Below are 16,107 nucleotides of genomic sequence, written 5' to 3'. Positions count from 1 at the left end.
ATCTTGCGAGCACTCGCCCGACCGGGCAGCAGCGAGATCATCCTCCGTGGCATCGATGACCCCGAGAACCCGCGCGCAGTGAGCGCCAGCAACTTCACCGTCCAGTCACCCATACGCCCCGGCGCCCACGTACTTCTCATCGACGACACGTGGACAACCGGCGGCCATGCGAACTCCGCCACTCTCGCACTCCGTGCCGCTGCAGCAGCGCACGTGTCGCTGCTTGTTCTCGCCCGATGGCTGTCGCCAGAATGGGGCGACACGACGCAAACGTGGATACGAAGCCACTTGGACCGCGTCGACTACGACCCCACCATCTGCCCCTGGACACAAGCTGCCTGCCCGTCGTAGTAGTACCTGACGTCAACCTTGGCACTCGTACCGTCGGATCAGCCAGCTGCTGATGTGCCACAGAGGCAACTCACCCCGGGCACCACCCGGTATCAGGACCCTGGCTTCGGTGAAGAGCCAGCCAGGAGACCACCGTGTAACGTTCATCCCACATTGAACAGCAAGCCAGCTGGCGACTATCGGACGTTCGATTGTCCCTGCGCCCGATGGGCAGACCCATTCACTCTGCGCGACGTACTCGCCCGGATCGCCCATGGCGGAGGAGGCGTGAGAGAAGCCGGTGCCATAGGCCTCCTCATGCCCGTCCAGCTACAACATGGAGTCGTCCCCTGAAGAGACACGATTGTCCTTGATATGAGGACAATCGTGTCTATACTGAGGACAGGATGCCAAGAGGTGACGATGGACTGGAGCGAGCCAGCAACGGCGGTGATGTCGGCCGGAACGGCTGCCGTTCTCAGGGCACTGGCAGGCTCCGATGGCTCTTTCGCCATCCGAGAGGTTGCTCGCCTCGCGGGCATATCCTCCTCCCGGGCACACCAGGTCGTCACCAACCTGGCAGCACACGGGATAGTCATTGTCGATTCCAGGCGAGGTTCCCGGCTCGTCCGTCTCAATGACGACCATGTCGCGACGGAGCACGCTGTTGCTCTTGCCACGCTGCGGACTCGGGTCATCGAGCAGATCCGCAAAGAACTCTCAGGCTGGAAGCTACCAGCTGTGCACGCCTCCCTCTATGGATCAGCCGCCAGGGGGGACGGAAGCACGGACTCCGACCTCGACATCCTCGTCATACATGAGCCACTCTCATCAGCGACAGAGCAAGAAGAATGGGACGATCAGCTTGCCCAGTCCGCAGAGATGATTCACACATGGACCGGGAACTGGGCCAGCTGGTTCCAAGTCACCGAAGCGGAACTCAGCCAGATGGCAACATCAAACCACTCACTCATTGCGGAATGGCGACGCGACGCGATCACGCTGGTCGGCCCGTCGCTCGCTGCCCTGCTGCGGAAACGCTCATGAGCACGCGCGAGAGGCCCGGTAATCGCGCTCTGGCGGCCGCACGTGCCGCCGTCGCACGTGAATACCAACAGCTTGCCGAGCTCGTGGCCACCGAAGATCGCCAATTTGCACACAACGCGGCTGCCGGCAACGCCGTGCTCGCGGCCATCGCCGCGTCCGACGCGATCTGCTGCCTGAAGCTAGGCCGTTATCACACTGGCGAGGATCACCGAGCCGCCACAAAGCTGCTAGGACAAGTGCGGCCCGACGGCCCACAGCTCGCCAGAGACCTCGCCAAAGTCCTGGCAATCAAGGACCAGGTGCACTACTCCGGCGTTCCTCTTCCAGACCATCGCCTACGAAGCATCCTGCGCAGCACCGACCGTCTCGTCGACCTGGCCGAACGAACACTTACCGAAAGCTCAAACAAGCACGATGGCAGCGACACATAGGTCATCCGTGGCTGGAGACCTGCCATAATTTGCCCTTGCGAGGGCAACAGACAGCCGCCACGAGCCACCCTTCGTTGACGGTGAACGTGCAGGTCAGAGCCAATTCGATGCCCTTCAACGGGTATCATGATCGCCCTGTCAAGGCGGAGGTCGCGGGTTCAAGTCCCGTCAGGACCGCCAGCATCATCGCAGGTCACGACCAGTTTGACTGTGACCTTCAGACCTCCAGCTCGGCGGGGCTGAGTTCGCTGTAAGCCGCCTGCAGTCCGATGAATGCGTCGTTATCCCAAGCGACCGGCCGCCCCGAGAGGGCTGGTATGAGGCGGTCCAGGGAGTAGTGCAACCCCACGAGGTCGCCGCGCTCGATGGCCATGTCGAGGTCGGGAATGGAGTAGGTAGCCCGCAGGCGGGTGCCCTCGTCAGTGGCCTGCAGTTCCCAGCGCATGTACGAGCCTGGGCTGGTGTGGGTGTGCTCCAGCAGCGTCGGCGGTTCCAACCGCACGATGGTGAACTTCATGGTCGGGAAGTCGACGTCTGGCCATTCGAAGATGATCGAACCGCCCTCGCGGAGGTCGACTGTGATATTCGCAGCCATCGGTGGCCACCAATCACCCAGGCGCTCGGGCTCAGTGAGAGCCGCCCAGACCTCCTCGATGGCGAAGGCGAGGTGACGCTCGAAGCGCACACGACCGCCCTCAGGGGTGCGTTCGATGGTTCCAGTGCGGCTGGGACTCATGGTTGCTCCTTTGTTGTGCGCCTGTTCTGGATCGGAGTCGCCGTGCGTTCGACGTGGCGCTCCAGGGCGTCGAGGCGGCTGGACCATTCCGCCCGGTACGGTTCGAGCCAGGCGTCCAGCTCTTTCAAAGGCTCTGAGCGGAGACGGTAGAGCCTCTTCTGCGCGTCGGGCCGGGCTTCAACCAGTCCTGCATCGCGTAGCACCTTGAGATGCCGTGAGACGCCGGGCTGGTGCATACCCACGATTTCGACGAGGTCACCAACCGACCGCTCGCCTTCGCGGACGGCATCGAGAATGCGCCGCCGAGTGGGCTCGGCGATGGCTTCCAGTACGGCGTTCGATGTCACGGACCCTAACATACGCCTCCACGTATATATGCGCAACCGCATGTACAGGTGGACAGACCGGCGGTCCGAGGTCCTATGAGCCGATAGGATGGCCAACTCGTGAGTACGACTGCAGCGGGTGTGATGGTTGCCATTCCGCCAGGGCGGGTGCCCCTCTCCGACCGGCGCACGCAACGCAGCTGGTCTGTCGACGTCATGCCTTACCTATTGGCGGCGTTTCCGACCACCCAGTCGCAGTACGCACAGATCACCGCCGAGCGGCCGAGTACCGCTCAAGGCGAACGACAGCCCGTTGAGAGCGTCTCGTGGTGGGACGCAGTGCAGTTCTGCAATGCCCTATCGCGACACGAAGGGCTCACGCCGCGTACCGAATCCAGGTAGCCGCCGAGAGTGTTGAGTGGGATACCTCAGCTGACGGACATCGGCTGCCGGCCGAGGCCGAATGGGAACACGCGCGTCGTGCCGGAACCGCAGGCCCCCGGTATGGGGAGCTCGACGAAATCGCTTGGTACCGCGGCAACTCCGACGGACGGATTCACGACGTCGGCGGGTAAACAGCCAAACCCTTGGGGCCTGTACGACATGCTCGGTACGCCTGGGATTGGTGTTGGGACATCTACGACGCCCAGGCATACGGTACGCACAGGGTGCTCCGGGGCGGCGGATGGTTCGACGAAACAATGGAGCTGCCGGGCGTCAGTCCGACGTCGTAGCTATCCGACATTCCGGGTCGACGACGTGGGGTTCCGCGTCGCGCGTTCGCAAAGTGAAGATCACTCAGTCCACAGCTAGCCCGCGAGACATCAACGCTCATTGTGGCGAACCCGATGACGGCACCCTGACGCGCGCCTTCCTCGACAGGGTGCACCACTCCAGATGGATTACGTAGGTGCAGGACGTTGTGCTGCGTCCTGCACCGCGTGGCCTCAGGCGCTCAGGGCGCAGGACGCAAGGCAACGTCCTGCAGACCATCGCGGGGATTCGCCGGTACCCGATCCCGCTCGACCTTGGGCGCCTCTGCTTCGATCTTGCGCACCGTCGCTTCGTCCCACTCACCGCAGCAGTAGTAGCGGTGCTCGGCGATCCGGCCGTCGCGGAGCACGAAGATGTTCGCGAGCCGGTCCACGTGCCACCCGTGCGGCGAATCCTGGGTCGCCTGGAGCTCGACCACCACCGTGTCGCCTGCGACCGTCGCCGTCTGCTCCTCGATGCTGAAGGTGGAGCCCACCGTCCAGCTCCGCATCTCCTGGGCGACGCGGTCGACGCCCTGGAACTGCATACGCCACCCCGGCACCGACGCGTCGTGGAACACGTCGGGGGTGAGGTGCCGTTCGATTCCCTCCCAGTTGCCAGTGGTCATGCCGTCCAGGACCCGCTGCACAGCCGTCGGTAGCTTTGTCATGACTGCCTCCTCACGTTTGGCCGGCCGCCCCGGCCATTCACTTGACACTGCGGGAAAATGGGATTCACATCGTGACGGCCACAGGAACGGCACGCGGATGGATCAAGGGCTCGTCGGCAGGCGGCGCGAGCTGACCGATGCTCGCACCGCACTCGATGACGCTCTGGCCGGAGCCGGCAGCCTGGTGCTCGTGACCGGAGAAGCCGGCATCGGCAAGAGCCGGCTCATCGCGACCTTGGCTGCTCGGATCACCGGGCCGACGCTCTGGGGTACCTGCTGGAATGACCCCGGAACACCGGCGTTCTGGCCGTGGGCTGCCGTGTTGCGCAGCTGCGCCACGTCAGTCGGCCTCACCCCAGCGGATGACCTCGCTCCGGTACTCGGTACGGCCGAAATCGTCGCCGGCCCCGCGGAACAGCTACGGATCCACCTTTTCGAAAGCGTGGCGTCATACCTCGCCTCGGCAGGACGGATCCAGCCGCTAGTGATCTTGCTCGAAGACCTTCACTTCGCCGACCAAGCCTCCCTCGACCTGTTGCGCTACCTTGCCGCCGCGCTGCAGGCAGAGCCCGTGGCGATCCTCGGCACGCATCGCTACCCAGATCTGGAGCCAGGAACCCCGCTGATGGAGACGCTGGCCGACCTTGGCCGAGGCGCACGGACCATCGCCCTCTACGGGTTGACGGAGACCGAGGTAGGGCAGCTGATCGAGGAGACGACGGGTCACGCGCCCAGCGCCCAGGCCACGGCCCGGATACGCGACCGCACGGGCGGGAATCCGCTGTTCGTGATCGAGGTCGTACGCCTGCTCGCCACCCAGCAAGCGGACAGTCATGACCTGGACACACCGCGCCTGCCGTTGCCGCTGAGCGTCCAGCAGGTGATCGGCCAACGGCTCGGCTATTTGACCAGTGAGACGTTGAGAGTGCTGGCTCAGGCGTCGGTCGTGGGGCACGCGTTCGCGGTGCCCGTGTTGGCACAGATCACCGACAGGCCGGAGAGCGGCGTCGTCGACGCGCTGGATGCCGCGGTCGATGCCGGGCTGATACGGCCGCTGGACACGATCGGATGGTTCGAGTTCACCCATGCCCTGGTCCACGACGTGCTCTACGCCGGGCTCCCCGCCGCCCGACGACGTGCCGTGCATCTCCAGATCGCTGTCGCGCTCGAGGCCCTGCACGCAGCCCGACTCGACAACCACCTCGACCAGCTGGCTGATCACTACGTGCTTGCGCTGCCCGACGCCGACGCGACTAAGGCACTCGACTACACCAGGCGAGCCGGCGAGCGCGCGCTGGGCAGGCTGGCCCATGAGGAGGCTGCCCGGCAGTTCGGCCGCGCCGTCGACCTGGCCGCTCGCGTTGACGTCGATGAGTCCGACCGGGTCGAGTTGCTACTTACCCTGGGTGATGCCCGCCTCCGGGCCGGTGACTGGCCAGCCGCGGCCTCGGCATACGAAGAGGTCGCAGCGTCGGCGCGGAGACGGAATCGACCCGCCGAGCTGGCGCGTGCCGCGCTCGGCTTCGGCGCCGGGCTGAGCGGGTTCGAGGTCCGACTGTTCGATCAACATCAGCTGGATCTGCTCCGCGAAGCGCTCGACGTGCTCGGCGACGACGAGCCAGAGCTTCGGGCGTGGGTCCTCGCGCGTCTGTCGGTGGCCGAATCCTTCGTGGTAGCCGACCAGCTCCGCGTCGACCACAGCAAGGAGGCGCTCGAGCTGGCCCGCGAGATTGGCGACTCGAAGCTCCTTGCCTACGCGCTCAGCAGCTACTGCGATGCCATTCCAGGCCCCGAACATACTGTCCAGCGGCGACAACTGGCGGACGAGATGGTGCAGCTGGGACTCGACGCCCGCGACGCCGAAAGTGAACTTCTCGGGCGACGATTCCGGCTGGTTGCTCTGCTCGAGTCGGGCGATATCCCTGGCGTCGACGCGGAGATCGACGCTTTCGCGCGGACCGCGAGCCGGCTGCGCTGGCCACTGGTGGAGTGGTATCCGCTGATATGGCGCGGCATGCGGGCATTCATCGAGGGCCGATTGGACGACGCTGAGGCACTCACCGCGCAGGCGAAAGACGTCGGTGTACGCGGAGGAAGTGTGAACGCCGAGCTGACGGCCGACTACTCACTCGGCCCTTACCTGCTGCTAGAGCGCAATCACCTCGACCAGCTCTACGCATTGGTGGAGAGCTTTCTCGATGAGCCCGAAGCTGGGCCGGACACTGAGACCTGGGCAACGCTCCCACTGGCCAGGATGGGAAGGGTCGGACAGGCCCGCGGCATACTCGACCGCTACGCCGCGTCCGGTTTCCCGCTCCAGGAGGATGGGTCCTGGCTCGACAAGGTCGCCGCATTGTCGGAGGCCTGCGCGGAAACCGGGCACGCTGAGGCCGCCCGGCGTTTGCTGACAGTCGCCGAGCCGTTTGCCGAACGGTTCCACACCGGCGGCACTGGCACGTGTTGTGGTGGTTCGATGAACCGGTACCTCGGATTGCTGGCGACCTGCACCGGGGACTGGCACGACGCGGACGGGTACTTCCAGCGCGCCTTGGACGCCAACCGCGCCGCCGGAGCCACCTTGCTCGTCGCCCACACGCTACGGCAACACGCCGGCATGCTCATGGCGCGAAACGAGCCGGGCGACGACGATCGGGCGGCTGCGATGTTCTCTGAGGCCAACGAGATCTACCAGCAGCTCGGCCTCGAGCACTGGATCACCGAGGTTGCGCCACCCGTGCGCGACGCTCCGCCGCCACCGGTGGGCGAACCCAACGTCTTCCGCCGCGACGGAGACATCTGGGTTCTCCGCTACGGCGATCACACAACACACGTCCGGCACACCAAGGGACTCAGCACGCTCGCCCGCCTATTGACCCAGCCCGGACACGAGGTGCACGTTTTCGATCTGATCGGAGGGGGCACTCGCCAGGACCGCGTGGGCCTGTCCGGCGATACCGGCGAGGTGATCGATACGCAGGCTCGTCAGACGTACAAACGACGCCTGGAGGAGCTGGATTCCGAGCTCGACGCACTCACCCTGGCGCGAGACATCGGCCGAGCCGAACAGGTCCAGCGTGAGCGTGATGCCCTGGTCGACCAACTCGCTGCCGCTTATGGCCTGGGCGGACGGGCCCGGCACGGCAACGACCCCGCCGAACGTGCTCGGTCAACCGTGGCGAAGCGGGTCCACAGTGCCATCGCCCGCATCGGGGAGCAACATCCCGCCCTGGCTCGGCATCTGACGAACTCCGTTCGCACCGGTCTGTACTGCTCCTACACACCCGAGCAGTCGACAGGTTGGCAGCTGTGACGGTGATCGGAAACTGGTTTGCGACGATTCGCGACGCAACCGTACGGTCGGCTTCCGATGGACGACGAACCCGAACTTCTGCCGTTGCCGGACCGGAACCCATCCGACGCCGCCGTGGCGCGGAGGTTGATTGCCGTGCAGTTCCCGCAGTCGTCCCACTTGAGGTCCGGCCGGTCGATGCACAGGGGTGGAACAATCGCCCCTTTCGCCTCGGCGACGACATGCTGGCGCGGCTGCCGACTGCCGCGGAGTACGCACTGGCGGTGGAGAAGGAGCACCGGTGGCTCCCAGTTCTCGCACCCGCGTTGCCGTTGGAGATCCCGGTGCCACTGGCCGAGGCGGACCATTAACTACGTATGACGGGTGGGCCGGCGCCTCGCTGAGGACCCTGGCTGGCGTGGTCCAGACCGAGGCCGCAGAAAAGGTGTGGGAACGGGCGTTGCCGCGCCGCGTGGGACAACCGGCCGGTCTGGTTCCATGGCGACATCGCCTCGGGAAACCTCCTGGTGAAAGACGGCAAACTCGACGCCATCATCGACTTTGGCACCTGCGGAGTCGGAGATCCGGCCTGCGACCGGGCGATCGCCTGGACGATGCTCACCGGCAAGGACGTTGCGCTGCGTCCTGCACCGCGTGGCCTCAAGCGCTCGGGGCGCAGGACGCAAGGCAACGCCCTGCAGGCGGTAGTGGTCAGCCATCCACCGGGATAGGCGGGTACGCCGTCGCCTGGCCGCTGCGAGGCGTCATTCGGTCGCCCTTCGTCAGAACGGCACAGTGGTGGCCGTCGGCGACAACAGGGCCGGTGAGTGCACCGTTGACCACTGGGTTGGTCCGGAGGATGGTGGTCGCCTGGACAGCGGTCATGCCACCCAGGACTGTCCCCGACAGCTGTCATGCTGGAGCGATGACGACCTATTCCGGCACGAACGAGTTTGAAGACGCGACCTTCGTCAAGGCCAGTTTCAGGGGCGCCACCCTGCGATTCTCCGACGTCAGCGGTGTGACGATGCGCAGCGTCGATGTGGACGGACTCGACATCGACAGCCATGACCTGTTCTTCGGCAGCCTCTTCGTCAACGGGGTCGACGTGGTACCGCTCGTGGACGCCGAGCTCAACCGGCAGTTCCCGGGCCGCGAGCTGCAGAAAGCGCAGACGCCCGAAGGACTGCGCGAGGGCTGGGCAGCTGTGCAGTCCGCGTGGCAGGACACGGTGGCGGGCACGCCGCCGAACCTAGCGGACGCTCACGTAGAGGACGAGTGGTCCTTGGCCCAGACCCTGCGGCACCTCATTCTGGTGACCGACGCCTGGCTCCGCGGCGGGATCCTGCGGATGCAGCAGCCGTTCCACGAGATCGGCCAGATCTTCACCGGTGCCGCCGAGATGGGCTTCGACATGTCGATCTTCCGCGTGGACCCTCCGGCGTACGAGGAGATCCTCGCGGTGCGGGCCGAGCGACAACGGCAGGTGACCAACTTCCTGGCCATGGCCACGGCAGAGTTGCTCGCCGAGGAACGCGATAACCCGTGGGGCGGCGACTGGCATCCCAGCGTCGGCGACTGCATTCGCGTGATACTGGAGGAGGAGTGGGCACACCTGCGCTACATCCGACGGGATCTCGCTCGTATGCCTTGAGCCAGATGCAACCAGCTAGGACGGCGGCACGGGCAGCGGCTTTAAGCCGGATCGCGCGGTGGTAGCCGCCGGTGTGTGGATGCGTGTCGTTAGCCAGGGCAAACTTTGCTTGACCGAGACTGTGCTCTCGCCTTCAATTACGCGGACTCGCAGATGCAGAGTTGAAGCGGAGTATCCGTGCCAAATGGCTGACCGGACCAGTCACCGGACCGCTCGACGAGCCGCAGGCCGCCGAGCGAGACGAGCAGCGGCAGCTCCTGCGGGAAGATGCTCCTGATTTCCAGCGGTGCGGCGACGAAGTCAGGCTCGGAGTTGGTCGAGAGGTGCCATTCCCGCGTGTCACTTGCGCGGGCGCGTCATAGATCTCAGCAACATCGACGCTAACGTCGCCACGGTCAGGATCCGTGAACGACAACGACTCCCGGGTACGCCGCACGCCATCGGCCTCGGCAAGTAGGCGCACGTTCGGGTTGAATACATCGAACATGAACCGTCCTCCAGGTGCCAGGTGTCTTCGAACCGACCGGAAGCAGCTCACCAGATCCTCGGCCTCATGCAGATGCAGTAGCGAATTGGCTGTGATGAACACGAAATCGAATGTGCGATCCAGATCGAAGGCCCGCATGTCGCCCTGCACCCATTCCACCGCTACACCGTGCTCGCTCGCCTTACGCTGAGCCTCAGCCAGCATGTCTGCCGAGAAGTCCAGGCCGACACACGGATGCCCGTCGGAGGCGATGGGGATCAGCTTATGTCCGGTGCCGCACCCGAGTTCCAACACGCACCCGCCTCGCCGATTGACGGCCGCCCGGTAGAACTCGACTGCGGGCCCGGCCGCCGGGAACATGAGGTCGTACAGCCTCGCATGCGAGTAGAACGCTTCACTCATGAACCGCCTGCTCCCCTTATGCGACTCATCCGCTTTAGCCGTAGTCGCCTGCTGATCGAAGTACGCGCCGCCAGAGTGTATGCCGGTGACTGTGTGGTTCACCAACCACACCAGGAGCCGGTGATCCACGCTGGACCGTGTGTGCGCGGGAAGGCGGTCACCACATCATCCTCGGGCTGGGACTATCCGACTCGGTGCTGTCCGCAGCGCACGAGGTGTGCAGGCGGGGTCGCACGTGGCGGCGGGTAAATCGGTCGCTTCATGCCGACGTGCTGCGGTGCTTGAACTCCGTGATGCGGGCTGGTCCTATGGGCAGATCAGCAACGCTCTCGGGTTGCACCGCAACCGGGTCCAGCAGATCGCCGAAGGCCGTTCACGCTAACCCCTCGAGTCACACGGAATTAGGTGTCAAGGCCAACTTGACGCCTACCGTCTTGTCCATGACCCCTCGGACTCGGGAGTTGCTTCAGGCAGCGTTGGCCCTGCCAGCCGGTGAGCGGGCTGACATTGCTGCGGTACTTCTGGCAAGTCTGGATGAGCCAGCCGAATCGGATCCCCGCGCGGTTGAGCAGCTAGACCACGTGCCGGGCTACGGCCGGATCGCGATCAGGCCGGGCGTGTTGGCTGGCAAACCCTGCCTCCGGGGCCACCGGATCGGTGTCGACATGCTGGTTCGTCTGGTGGCGTACGGGTGGAGCACCGAGGACATCGTCGACGCCTACCCGCAGCTGGAACCCGACGATGTGCGCCAAGCACTGCTTTACGCCGCTGATCTCACCGCCGAGTGGATCTACCCGCGGCCTGAACAGGCCTGATCCGACCAAATCAGTGAACGCACACCACATGGTTTCGAATACCGGATCCCGCGCATTGGAACAACATCCGCAGAGGCGAGCATGCCAGCGTCGTCGGTGGTGCTCGGACTTCTGATTATGCGCCCGTGCTCAGTTCGGGGATACGTTCTGCCCAGGGTGTCCGCACTTCGGGTGGCAGGGTCAGGCTTGGCCATAGCCGCACCAGGCTGTGGCCGTTGACGAAGGAGCGGAGGTCGTTGATGTCGCGGGCTTCGTTGAGCACGGTCTCGTACATGATGACTAGGTGGCGTTCGTTGCTCAGGTCGAACGGGCGGGCTGGTCCCCAGTCCAGGCGTCGAGGCAGCGTGAACTCACCGTTCGTCGGCCCGCGTAGCTCGTCGAGTGAGTCCGCGGCGACGTAGGGGCGCGTGAACGGCCTCGCCGGTGTCATGGTTGCAGTCTGCCTACTAGCGAGTCCGCTCACCAGCGCAAACCACCGACCGCTCGGCTGCACCCGCAGGTGCGAGGTCCACAGCGATGAGTCTTTGCGATGTCTTCCTGCCTTGATGACGGCGTGGCACGCAGCGTGACCATCGCGCCTACAGGCTGCGTTCGATCGTGGGCCGGCCGGGTGTATCTCGGTCAGCGGCCTGCCACGCAGCATTCGTGGTGCTGAGTCGGCGGGCGTGGTCGAGGGCGGCTCGTGCATAGCTGGCGTCGGCGCGGTCTGCCGTCGTGTCTGCCGGTGAGCCGAGTGGTTGGGTGCCGGTGATGTCGTAGCGGTCGCGGTAGGCGGCGATGGTGACCACTGCGCGGAACCATGCCGTCGCTGGGATGGATCGGTTGGTGGTGGGCCAACGGCGCGTGTCCAGGGTTCGCGGTCGCAGATGGCGCTGTGGCTTCCAGCGCACCGACAGCCATCGCCGCCATCGCATGTGGGGGCTTTTGTCGGCGTCCGGGCCAGGAGCGACGCTAGAGTGTTGTCGTCGCTGGTGGGTTCGAGCCCGAGCAGGGTGCATACCAGCTGGTGGCCGTACTGGCAGGCTTTCGTCATGGCTCTGGTTTCGGTGGCGAAGGTCGTGGCGGCGAACGCCAACGCGTCGGCGGGGAAGCGCTTGCGACCGAGTAGCTGGCCAAGCCATTCCGGCGTACCGTTTCGGCTTCTCTGCACCTGTTAAGGGGTCGTGGCCGATGCGAGTGGGCAACTCGCTTCCTTCACAGTCCCGATACGGGATTCCCCTGTGGGAGCGCGGATCGCGGTCGGCGCCCGGCGCCGAGCGCCGTCGCCCCCAGGCCAAGTCGAGTTGAGGACATCGGCAGCCGGCAACGGCGTGAGCGGACGGGTTGCCCCTCGCTAAAGCATTGGCGAATCGACTTGCTCCGCTGATGTACTGATGTGCCAGCATGAGTCTGCCGTGTGACGGAGGTAGTCGTTGTGACGGGCTATGACGTGCTTGCCGAGGTGTACGAGTGGCTTATCTCGGACGCGAAGTTGACGCCCCCCGAGTTCGCCGCGGCGTTCGCTGACGTCACCTGTCTCCTTCCGTCAAACGCTCACGTCCTCGATTGTTCGTGCGGTACCGGGCAACTCGCGGTTGGCCTCGCTGGTCTTGGCATGCAGGTTGTCGCGACTGACGCCAGCGAAGCGATGGTTCGTCGGACTGCGGAGTTGTCTGAGGAGTTCAGGGCATCTGTCCGGACAGTGCGGGCGGACTGGCAAGAGCTGCCTGACCATTTCAATGACGCCACCTTCGACATGGTGTTCTGTGTGGGCAACTCGCTGCACCATGCCGTGGGCGCGAGAGGCAGGCTTGCTGCCCTGGAGTCGATGTCACGGCTTCTGCGCCGTGGCGGACGCTTGGTACTCACCTCCCGCACTTGGGAACTCGTGAGGGCCAGAGGTTCCCGGCTAGACATCAGTGATCGACTCGTCCGCCGGAACGGTCGCGATGCCGTCGTCGTCTACCGCTGGGAGATTGCGCCGCATTGGGAGCAGGAGCACCACATCGAGATCGCGGTCGCGCACGTTGATACGGCCGGGTCGGTTCGTGTCCGCTCGGAACTGCTGTCGTGCTGGCCCTACCGACACGACGAACTCAAAGTCGAGTTGCGCCGGGTCGGACTCCGCGCGGAAAGGAGCACGTTCAACCCGGAGGCCGAGAACTACATGGTGGTGGCGAGCAAGATATAGACAACGGGCTCAACAGCCCCTGGGTCGGGCCGCATGGTTGCTCGCAGCAGGCTTCTTGCTCGCGGACCGGGACACCAAGCGCAGTCCCTGCGCGAAGATCGGCTCACTGGTTCGCCCTGTCAAGGCGGAGGTCGCGGGTTCAAGTCCCGTCAGGACCGCCAGCATCATCGCAGGTCAGAGGCTCACCGGTTCCGGTGGGCCTCTTCTCTTATCCGGCGTAGTCCGCACGGAGTCCGCAGGAGTTCTGGGCGATCTGCTTCACTCACGAACTGACCCGCGTCGGTCGGTGCCTCGTGTCATGCTTGGAGTGTCTAGGATCAGGCGTCGTAAGGGAGGAGGCCCTGACATGGTCGACAAGTTCGCAGATCCCTTGCTCACGGCGGCTGAGGCATCCAGACATCTGGGCATCCCCCGCACGACGCTGCAATCGTGGCTTAAGGACGACGCTCCGGGTGGCCCACTGGTGCACGAGGTTCCGGCCCGCAAGCGTGGGTACCCGACCATGCCGTTCGTCGCGGTGATCGAGGCATACGTCCTGCGCTCGCTCCGTGATCTCCGCTTGTCAAAGAACACGATCAGACAGGCCGCACTTGAGGTTCGCGACGCGTTCGGCACACCCTACGCGCTGGCTTCCAAACGGGTCGTGACTGACGGGGTGGATCTGTTCATCCGTCATTCCCCAGACGAGTACACGCGGGTGGGTGACAAGCAGGTACCGATCCGAGAAGTGCTTGAAGACTATCTGCGCGACATCTCCTTTGATCACGACGGATTCCCGGGTCGGCTGAAGCTCCGCCGGTATTCGGACGAAGCCGAGGTGATCATCGATCCGCGCTTCGCCTGGGGGGCCCCGGTCGTGGCGGATGAGAAGGTTCCCGTGCAGGCTGTCGTGGATCTGTGGCGGGCCGGTGAACCGATGACGGTCGTGGCCGAGGAATTTGACCTGTCGCCTGAGACTGTCGAATCGATCTGCCGCGTTGCCGCCTGAGTTCTTCCTCGACCGAAGCCTCGGCAAACTCGTAGCGCAACAGCTACGAGACCGGGGCTGGATCATCCACCGCATAGCCGACCACTACGCGGACGACGCCCAAGACGTTCCCGACGAGGAGTGGATCGAAGAGGGCATCTCGCGTGGCTGGTCGCTACTGACCAAGGACCGCCGCATCAGATATCGGGCGTGGGAACGCTCTGCGCTCACGCATGGTGTGATGTTCCGTCTGAGCAACGGCAACCTCAGCATCACTCAGATGGTGCGGTGGTTCGAGAACTCACGGACCAGGATCTGGGACGTCACGAGCCATCCGGGGCCGGAAATCTGGGTCGTCTACGAGAGCGAGATCATCAAACGTTGGCCTTGACGAATGACCTCGCGGATCAGCGCTCACAGTGCCGATCGACGTCGCGGCGGACCGTCGAGCGATCGAGTCGAGCCGCTCGGCCAAAGCTTCGAGATCTTCGTCGAAGAGATCGGCGTAGACATCCAGCGTCATTGACGCCTTCGCGTGGCCGAGCATCCGCTGGAGCGCCTTCACGTTGGCTCCGGCGGAGCCGGCCAGAGATGCCGATGTGTGGCGAAGCTCGTGCGGATGGAAGCCATGGGGCGCGCGGGACTCGGCAACTGCGCGGTTGAACCAGGCACGACGGGCTCCACCGACTCGCAGGACGGCACCCTCGGTGGAGGTGAATACGAGATCCTTCGGACCTTTGCCGTCGAGTTGCTGGGTGATGAGTGGCACTAAGAATCGAGGGATCGGCACCCAGCGGCGCTCATTGCCCTTAGGCAGCTTCCAGTCGAGCCGTCCCCCTTCGACCTCAACGACGTTCTCGGCAACGTGGAGGCGACGCCGAGCCAGGTCCACGCGGGACACCTTCAGGGCCGCCAGTTCGCCCCAACGCAGGCCGCAGTAGGCCAAGACATAGATGATCGCTGCCCGGCCACGCCGTACCGATGGATCAACAACCCGGTGTCCTTCCGAACGTGTATAAGGTCAGGACGTTGTTGACAGCAGAGGGCGTCGCTGACGCCGGCGGTTGTCCACCGTGCGCGCCGTGCGGTCGGTGATAGTTGTAGTGGAGATTCCAGAGCGCGAGGCTGTCTGTGCGTTCCTGCTCTGAATGCCAAGTACGGGCGTAGAGGAACTCCTCGGCGAGGATCCGGTTGTAGCGCTCGATCTTCCCGTTGTGTCGCGGTGTGTATGGGGTGATCCGCTGATGCCGGCTCTCGCCCATTGTCTCGGCAAACGCACGTGCTCGGTAGCACGAGCCGTTGTCCGTCACGATCCGCTCGAGCTGCGTGATGCCATGCGCAGCGAACCAAGCTCTTGCCCGATCGAGGAACGCAACGGTGGTCACGGCTCGCTCGTCGGGCAGCGCCTCGGTGTATGCCAGCCTCGAATAGCCGTCGATCGCGGAGTGCAGGTAGACGTAGCCGGTCTTCGCGCCACGCCTTTTCGTGCGAGCAATCGCCTTGGCTTCGGCGCTGTTCTTGCCATGCACGCGCCAGCCGCCACCGTCGCGGATACGCCCGGTCTTCTTCACGTCGATGTGCACCATGTGGCCGGGTCGTTCGGCGATGATTTTCTGGGGCTCCCGGTTGGTTTCGCCATTTGAGTCGATAAACTTCCGCCGGTTCAGTCCAAGCTGAGCGAGCAGCCGGGTGATGGTCCGGCGGCTGACGGAGGTGCCGTCCTCGTGCAACTCGAAGGCGATCCGGGAGGCAGACCATTTGTGTTCGCGACGCATCGCCTCGATCCGCTTCACGAGCTGACCAGGCGTAGCCGTCGGCTGGCGTGCGGGCGCTGAAGAGTGATCGATCAGCCCGAGCTCGCCGAACTGCTTGGAGCGGTTCACCCACTTCGATGCCGCGGCGCGGGAGATACCCATCTCGGCTGCCACATGCGCAATAGGGCGAGTCCGACAGCGCTCGACCAGCCGCCTTCGCCCTTCGGGTGTGAGAGGGCTGTTGCGATGAGTCACTTCGCCTCCGACCTCACTCTG

Annotated in this window: 17 protein-coding genes and 2 pseudogenes; 11 read left to right on the top strand and 8 right to left on the bottom strand. The window is 64.7% G+C overall.

What is annotated here, in order from left to right; all coding sequences use genetic code 11:
• Positions 1–705: 705 nt before the first annotated feature.
• Both G8760_RS15265 and G8760_RS15260 read left to right on the top strand, forming a co-directional pair.
• Entirely contained in the window at positions 706–1,377 is a 672-nt protein-coding gene (locus G8760_RS15265) for a helix-turn-helix domain-containing protein (RefSeq protein WP_166352586.1), read from the top strand.
• Complete coding sequence (locus G8760_RS15260) at positions 1,374–1,808, top strand: hypothetical protein (protein ID WP_166352584.1); 435 nt, start codon at positions 1,374–1,376, stop codon at positions 1,806–1,808. The genes G8760_RS15265 and G8760_RS15260 overlap by 4 nt, the downstream gene beginning before the upstream one ends.
• A 217-nt stretch (positions 1,809–2,025) precedes the next feature.
• Here the strand turns inward: G8760_RS15260 and G8760_RS15255 are convergent, their stop codons facing one another.
• Positions 2,026–2,544: an SRPBCC family protein gene (locus tag G8760_RS15255; protein WP_166352582.1), complete on the bottom strand. Its 519-nt coding sequence runs from the start codon at positions 2,542–2,544 to the stop codon at positions 2,026–2,028.
• Positions 2,541–2,903, bottom strand: a complete 363-nt coding sequence (locus G8760_RS15250) for an ArsR/SmtB family transcription factor (RefSeq protein WP_166352580.1) — start codon at positions 2,901–2,903, stop codon at positions 2,541–2,543. The genes G8760_RS15255 and G8760_RS15250 overlap by 4 nt, the downstream gene beginning before the upstream one ends.
• Before the next feature lie 111 nt (positions 2,904–3,014).
• Here G8760_RS15250 and G8760_RS30870 point away from each other — a divergent pair.
• Positions 3,015–3,683: pseudogene (locus G8760_RS30870) on the top strand (formylglycine-generating enzyme family protein).
• A gap of 142 nt (positions 3,684–3,825) precedes the next feature.
• On the opposite strand, the gene G8760_RS15240 reads toward G8760_RS30870, so the two are convergent.
• Entirely contained in the window at positions 3,826–4,293 is a 468-nt protein-coding gene (locus tag G8760_RS15240) for a nuclear transport factor 2 family protein (RefSeq protein ID WP_166352578.1), read from the bottom strand.
• 97 nt (positions 4,294–4,390) lie between these two features.
• Here G8760_RS15240 and G8760_RS15235 point away from each other — a divergent pair, with 97 nt between their 5' ends.
• The 4 genes and pseudogenes from G8760_RS15235 to G8760_RS15220 all read left to right on the top strand — a co-directional run bounded on the left by G8760_RS15235 (position 4,391) and on the right by G8760_RS15220 (position 9,236).
• Positions 4,391–7,603: an ATP-binding protein gene (locus G8760_RS15235; RefSeq protein WP_166352576.1), complete on the top strand. Its 3,213-nt coding sequence runs from the start codon at positions 4,391–4,393 to the stop codon at positions 7,601–7,603.
• 57 nt (positions 7,604–7,660) lie between these two features.
• Positions 7,661–8,208, top strand: a pseudogene (locus tag G8760_RS30865) (phosphotransferase); the annotation flags it as partial.
• Positions 8,209–8,299: 91 nt separating this feature from the next.
• A complete protein-coding gene (locus G8760_RS30860; RefSeq protein WP_343074410.1) occupies positions 8,300–8,539 on the top strand; it encodes a hypothetical protein in 240 nt (79 codons plus the stop codon).
• On the top strand, positions 8,508–9,236 hold the full coding sequence (locus G8760_RS15220) for a DinB family protein (RefSeq protein WP_166352574.1): 729 nt from the start codon (positions 8,508–8,510) through the stop codon (positions 9,234–9,236). Before G8760_RS30860 ends, G8760_RS15220 begins: the two co-directional genes overlap by 32 nt.
• A 133-nt stretch (positions 9,237–9,369) precedes the next feature.
• On the opposite strand, the gene G8760_RS15215 is transcribed toward G8760_RS15220, so the two are convergent.
• Positions 9,370–10,125 (bottom strand): class I SAM-dependent methyltransferase, encoded by a 756-nt coding sequence (locus tag G8760_RS15215; protein WP_207782382.1) that lies wholly within the window; start codon positions 10,123–10,125, stop codon positions 9,370–9,372.
• A gap of 440 nt (positions 10,126–10,565) precedes the next feature.
• On the opposite strand from G8760_RS15215, the gene G8760_RS15210 reads away from it, so the two are divergent.
• Positions 10,566–10,940: a DUF433 domain-containing protein gene (locus tag G8760_RS15210; RefSeq protein ID WP_166352572.1), complete on the top strand. Its 375-nt coding sequence runs from the start codon at positions 10,566–10,568 to the stop codon at positions 10,938–10,940.
• Positions 10,941–11,055: 115 nt separating this feature from the next.
• Here the strand turns inward: G8760_RS15210 and G8760_RS15205 are convergent, their stop codons facing one another.
• Together G8760_RS15205 and G8760_RS15200 are read right to left on the bottom strand one after the other, a co-directional pair.
• Positions 11,056–11,370 carry a hypothetical protein gene (locus tag G8760_RS15205; protein WP_166352570.1) on the bottom strand — a complete coding sequence of 105 codons (315 nt, stop codon included), beginning with the start codon at positions 11,368–11,370 and terminating at the stop codon, positions 11,056–11,058.
• 148 nt (positions 11,371–11,518) lie between these two features.
• Entirely contained in the window at positions 11,519–11,728 is a 210-nt protein-coding gene (locus G8760_RS15200; protein WP_166352568.1) for a hypothetical protein, read from the bottom strand.
• Positions 11,729–12,354: 626 nt separating this feature from the next.
• Between G8760_RS15200 and G8760_RS15195 the strand changes: the two genes are divergently transcribed.
• The 3 genes from G8760_RS15195 to G8760_RS15185 all read left to right on the top strand — a co-directional run bounded on the left by G8760_RS15195 (position 12,355) and on the right by G8760_RS15185 (position 14,468).
• On the top strand, positions 12,355–13,110 hold the full coding sequence (locus G8760_RS15195) for a methyltransferase domain-containing protein (protein WP_166352776.1): 756 nt from the start codon (positions 12,355–12,357) through the stop codon (positions 13,108–13,110).
• Between the two features lie 346 nt (positions 13,111–13,456).
• Entirely contained in the window at positions 13,457–14,098 is a 642-nt protein-coding gene (locus G8760_RS15190) for a DUF433 domain-containing protein (RefSeq protein WP_166352566.1), read from the top strand.
• A complete protein-coding gene (locus tag G8760_RS15185; RefSeq protein ID WP_166352564.1) occupies positions 14,088–14,468 on the top strand; it encodes a PIN-like domain-containing protein in 381 nt (126 codons plus the stop codon). The genes G8760_RS15190 and G8760_RS15185 overlap by 11 nt, the downstream gene beginning before the upstream one ends.
• Here the strand turns inward: G8760_RS15185 and G8760_RS30855 are convergent.
• A complete protein-coding gene (locus G8760_RS30855) occupies positions 14,379–15,023 on the bottom strand; it encodes a tyrosine-type recombinase/integrase (protein WP_207782380.1) in 645 nt (214 codons plus the stop codon). The two genes, G8760_RS15185 and G8760_RS30855, sit on opposite strands and share 90 nt — an antisense overlap.
• Positions 15,024–15,063: 40 nt before the next feature.
• Positions 15,064–16,086, bottom strand: coding sequence for an IS481 family transposase (locus tag G8760_RS15175; protein WP_166352562.1), 1,023 nt, complete (start codon positions 16,084–16,086; stop codon positions 15,064–15,066).
• Positions 16,087–16,107 lie beyond the last annotated feature (21 nt).

The organism is Phytoactinopolyspora limicola (genome assembly GCF_011320225.1).
GTDB lineage: Bacteria > Actinomycetota > Actinomycetes > Jiangellales > Jiangellaceae > Phytoactinopolyspora > Phytoactinopolyspora limicola.
The sequence above is the reverse complement of the archived record's forward strand: the minus strand, read 5'-3'. Positions and strand labels throughout refer to the sequence as shown.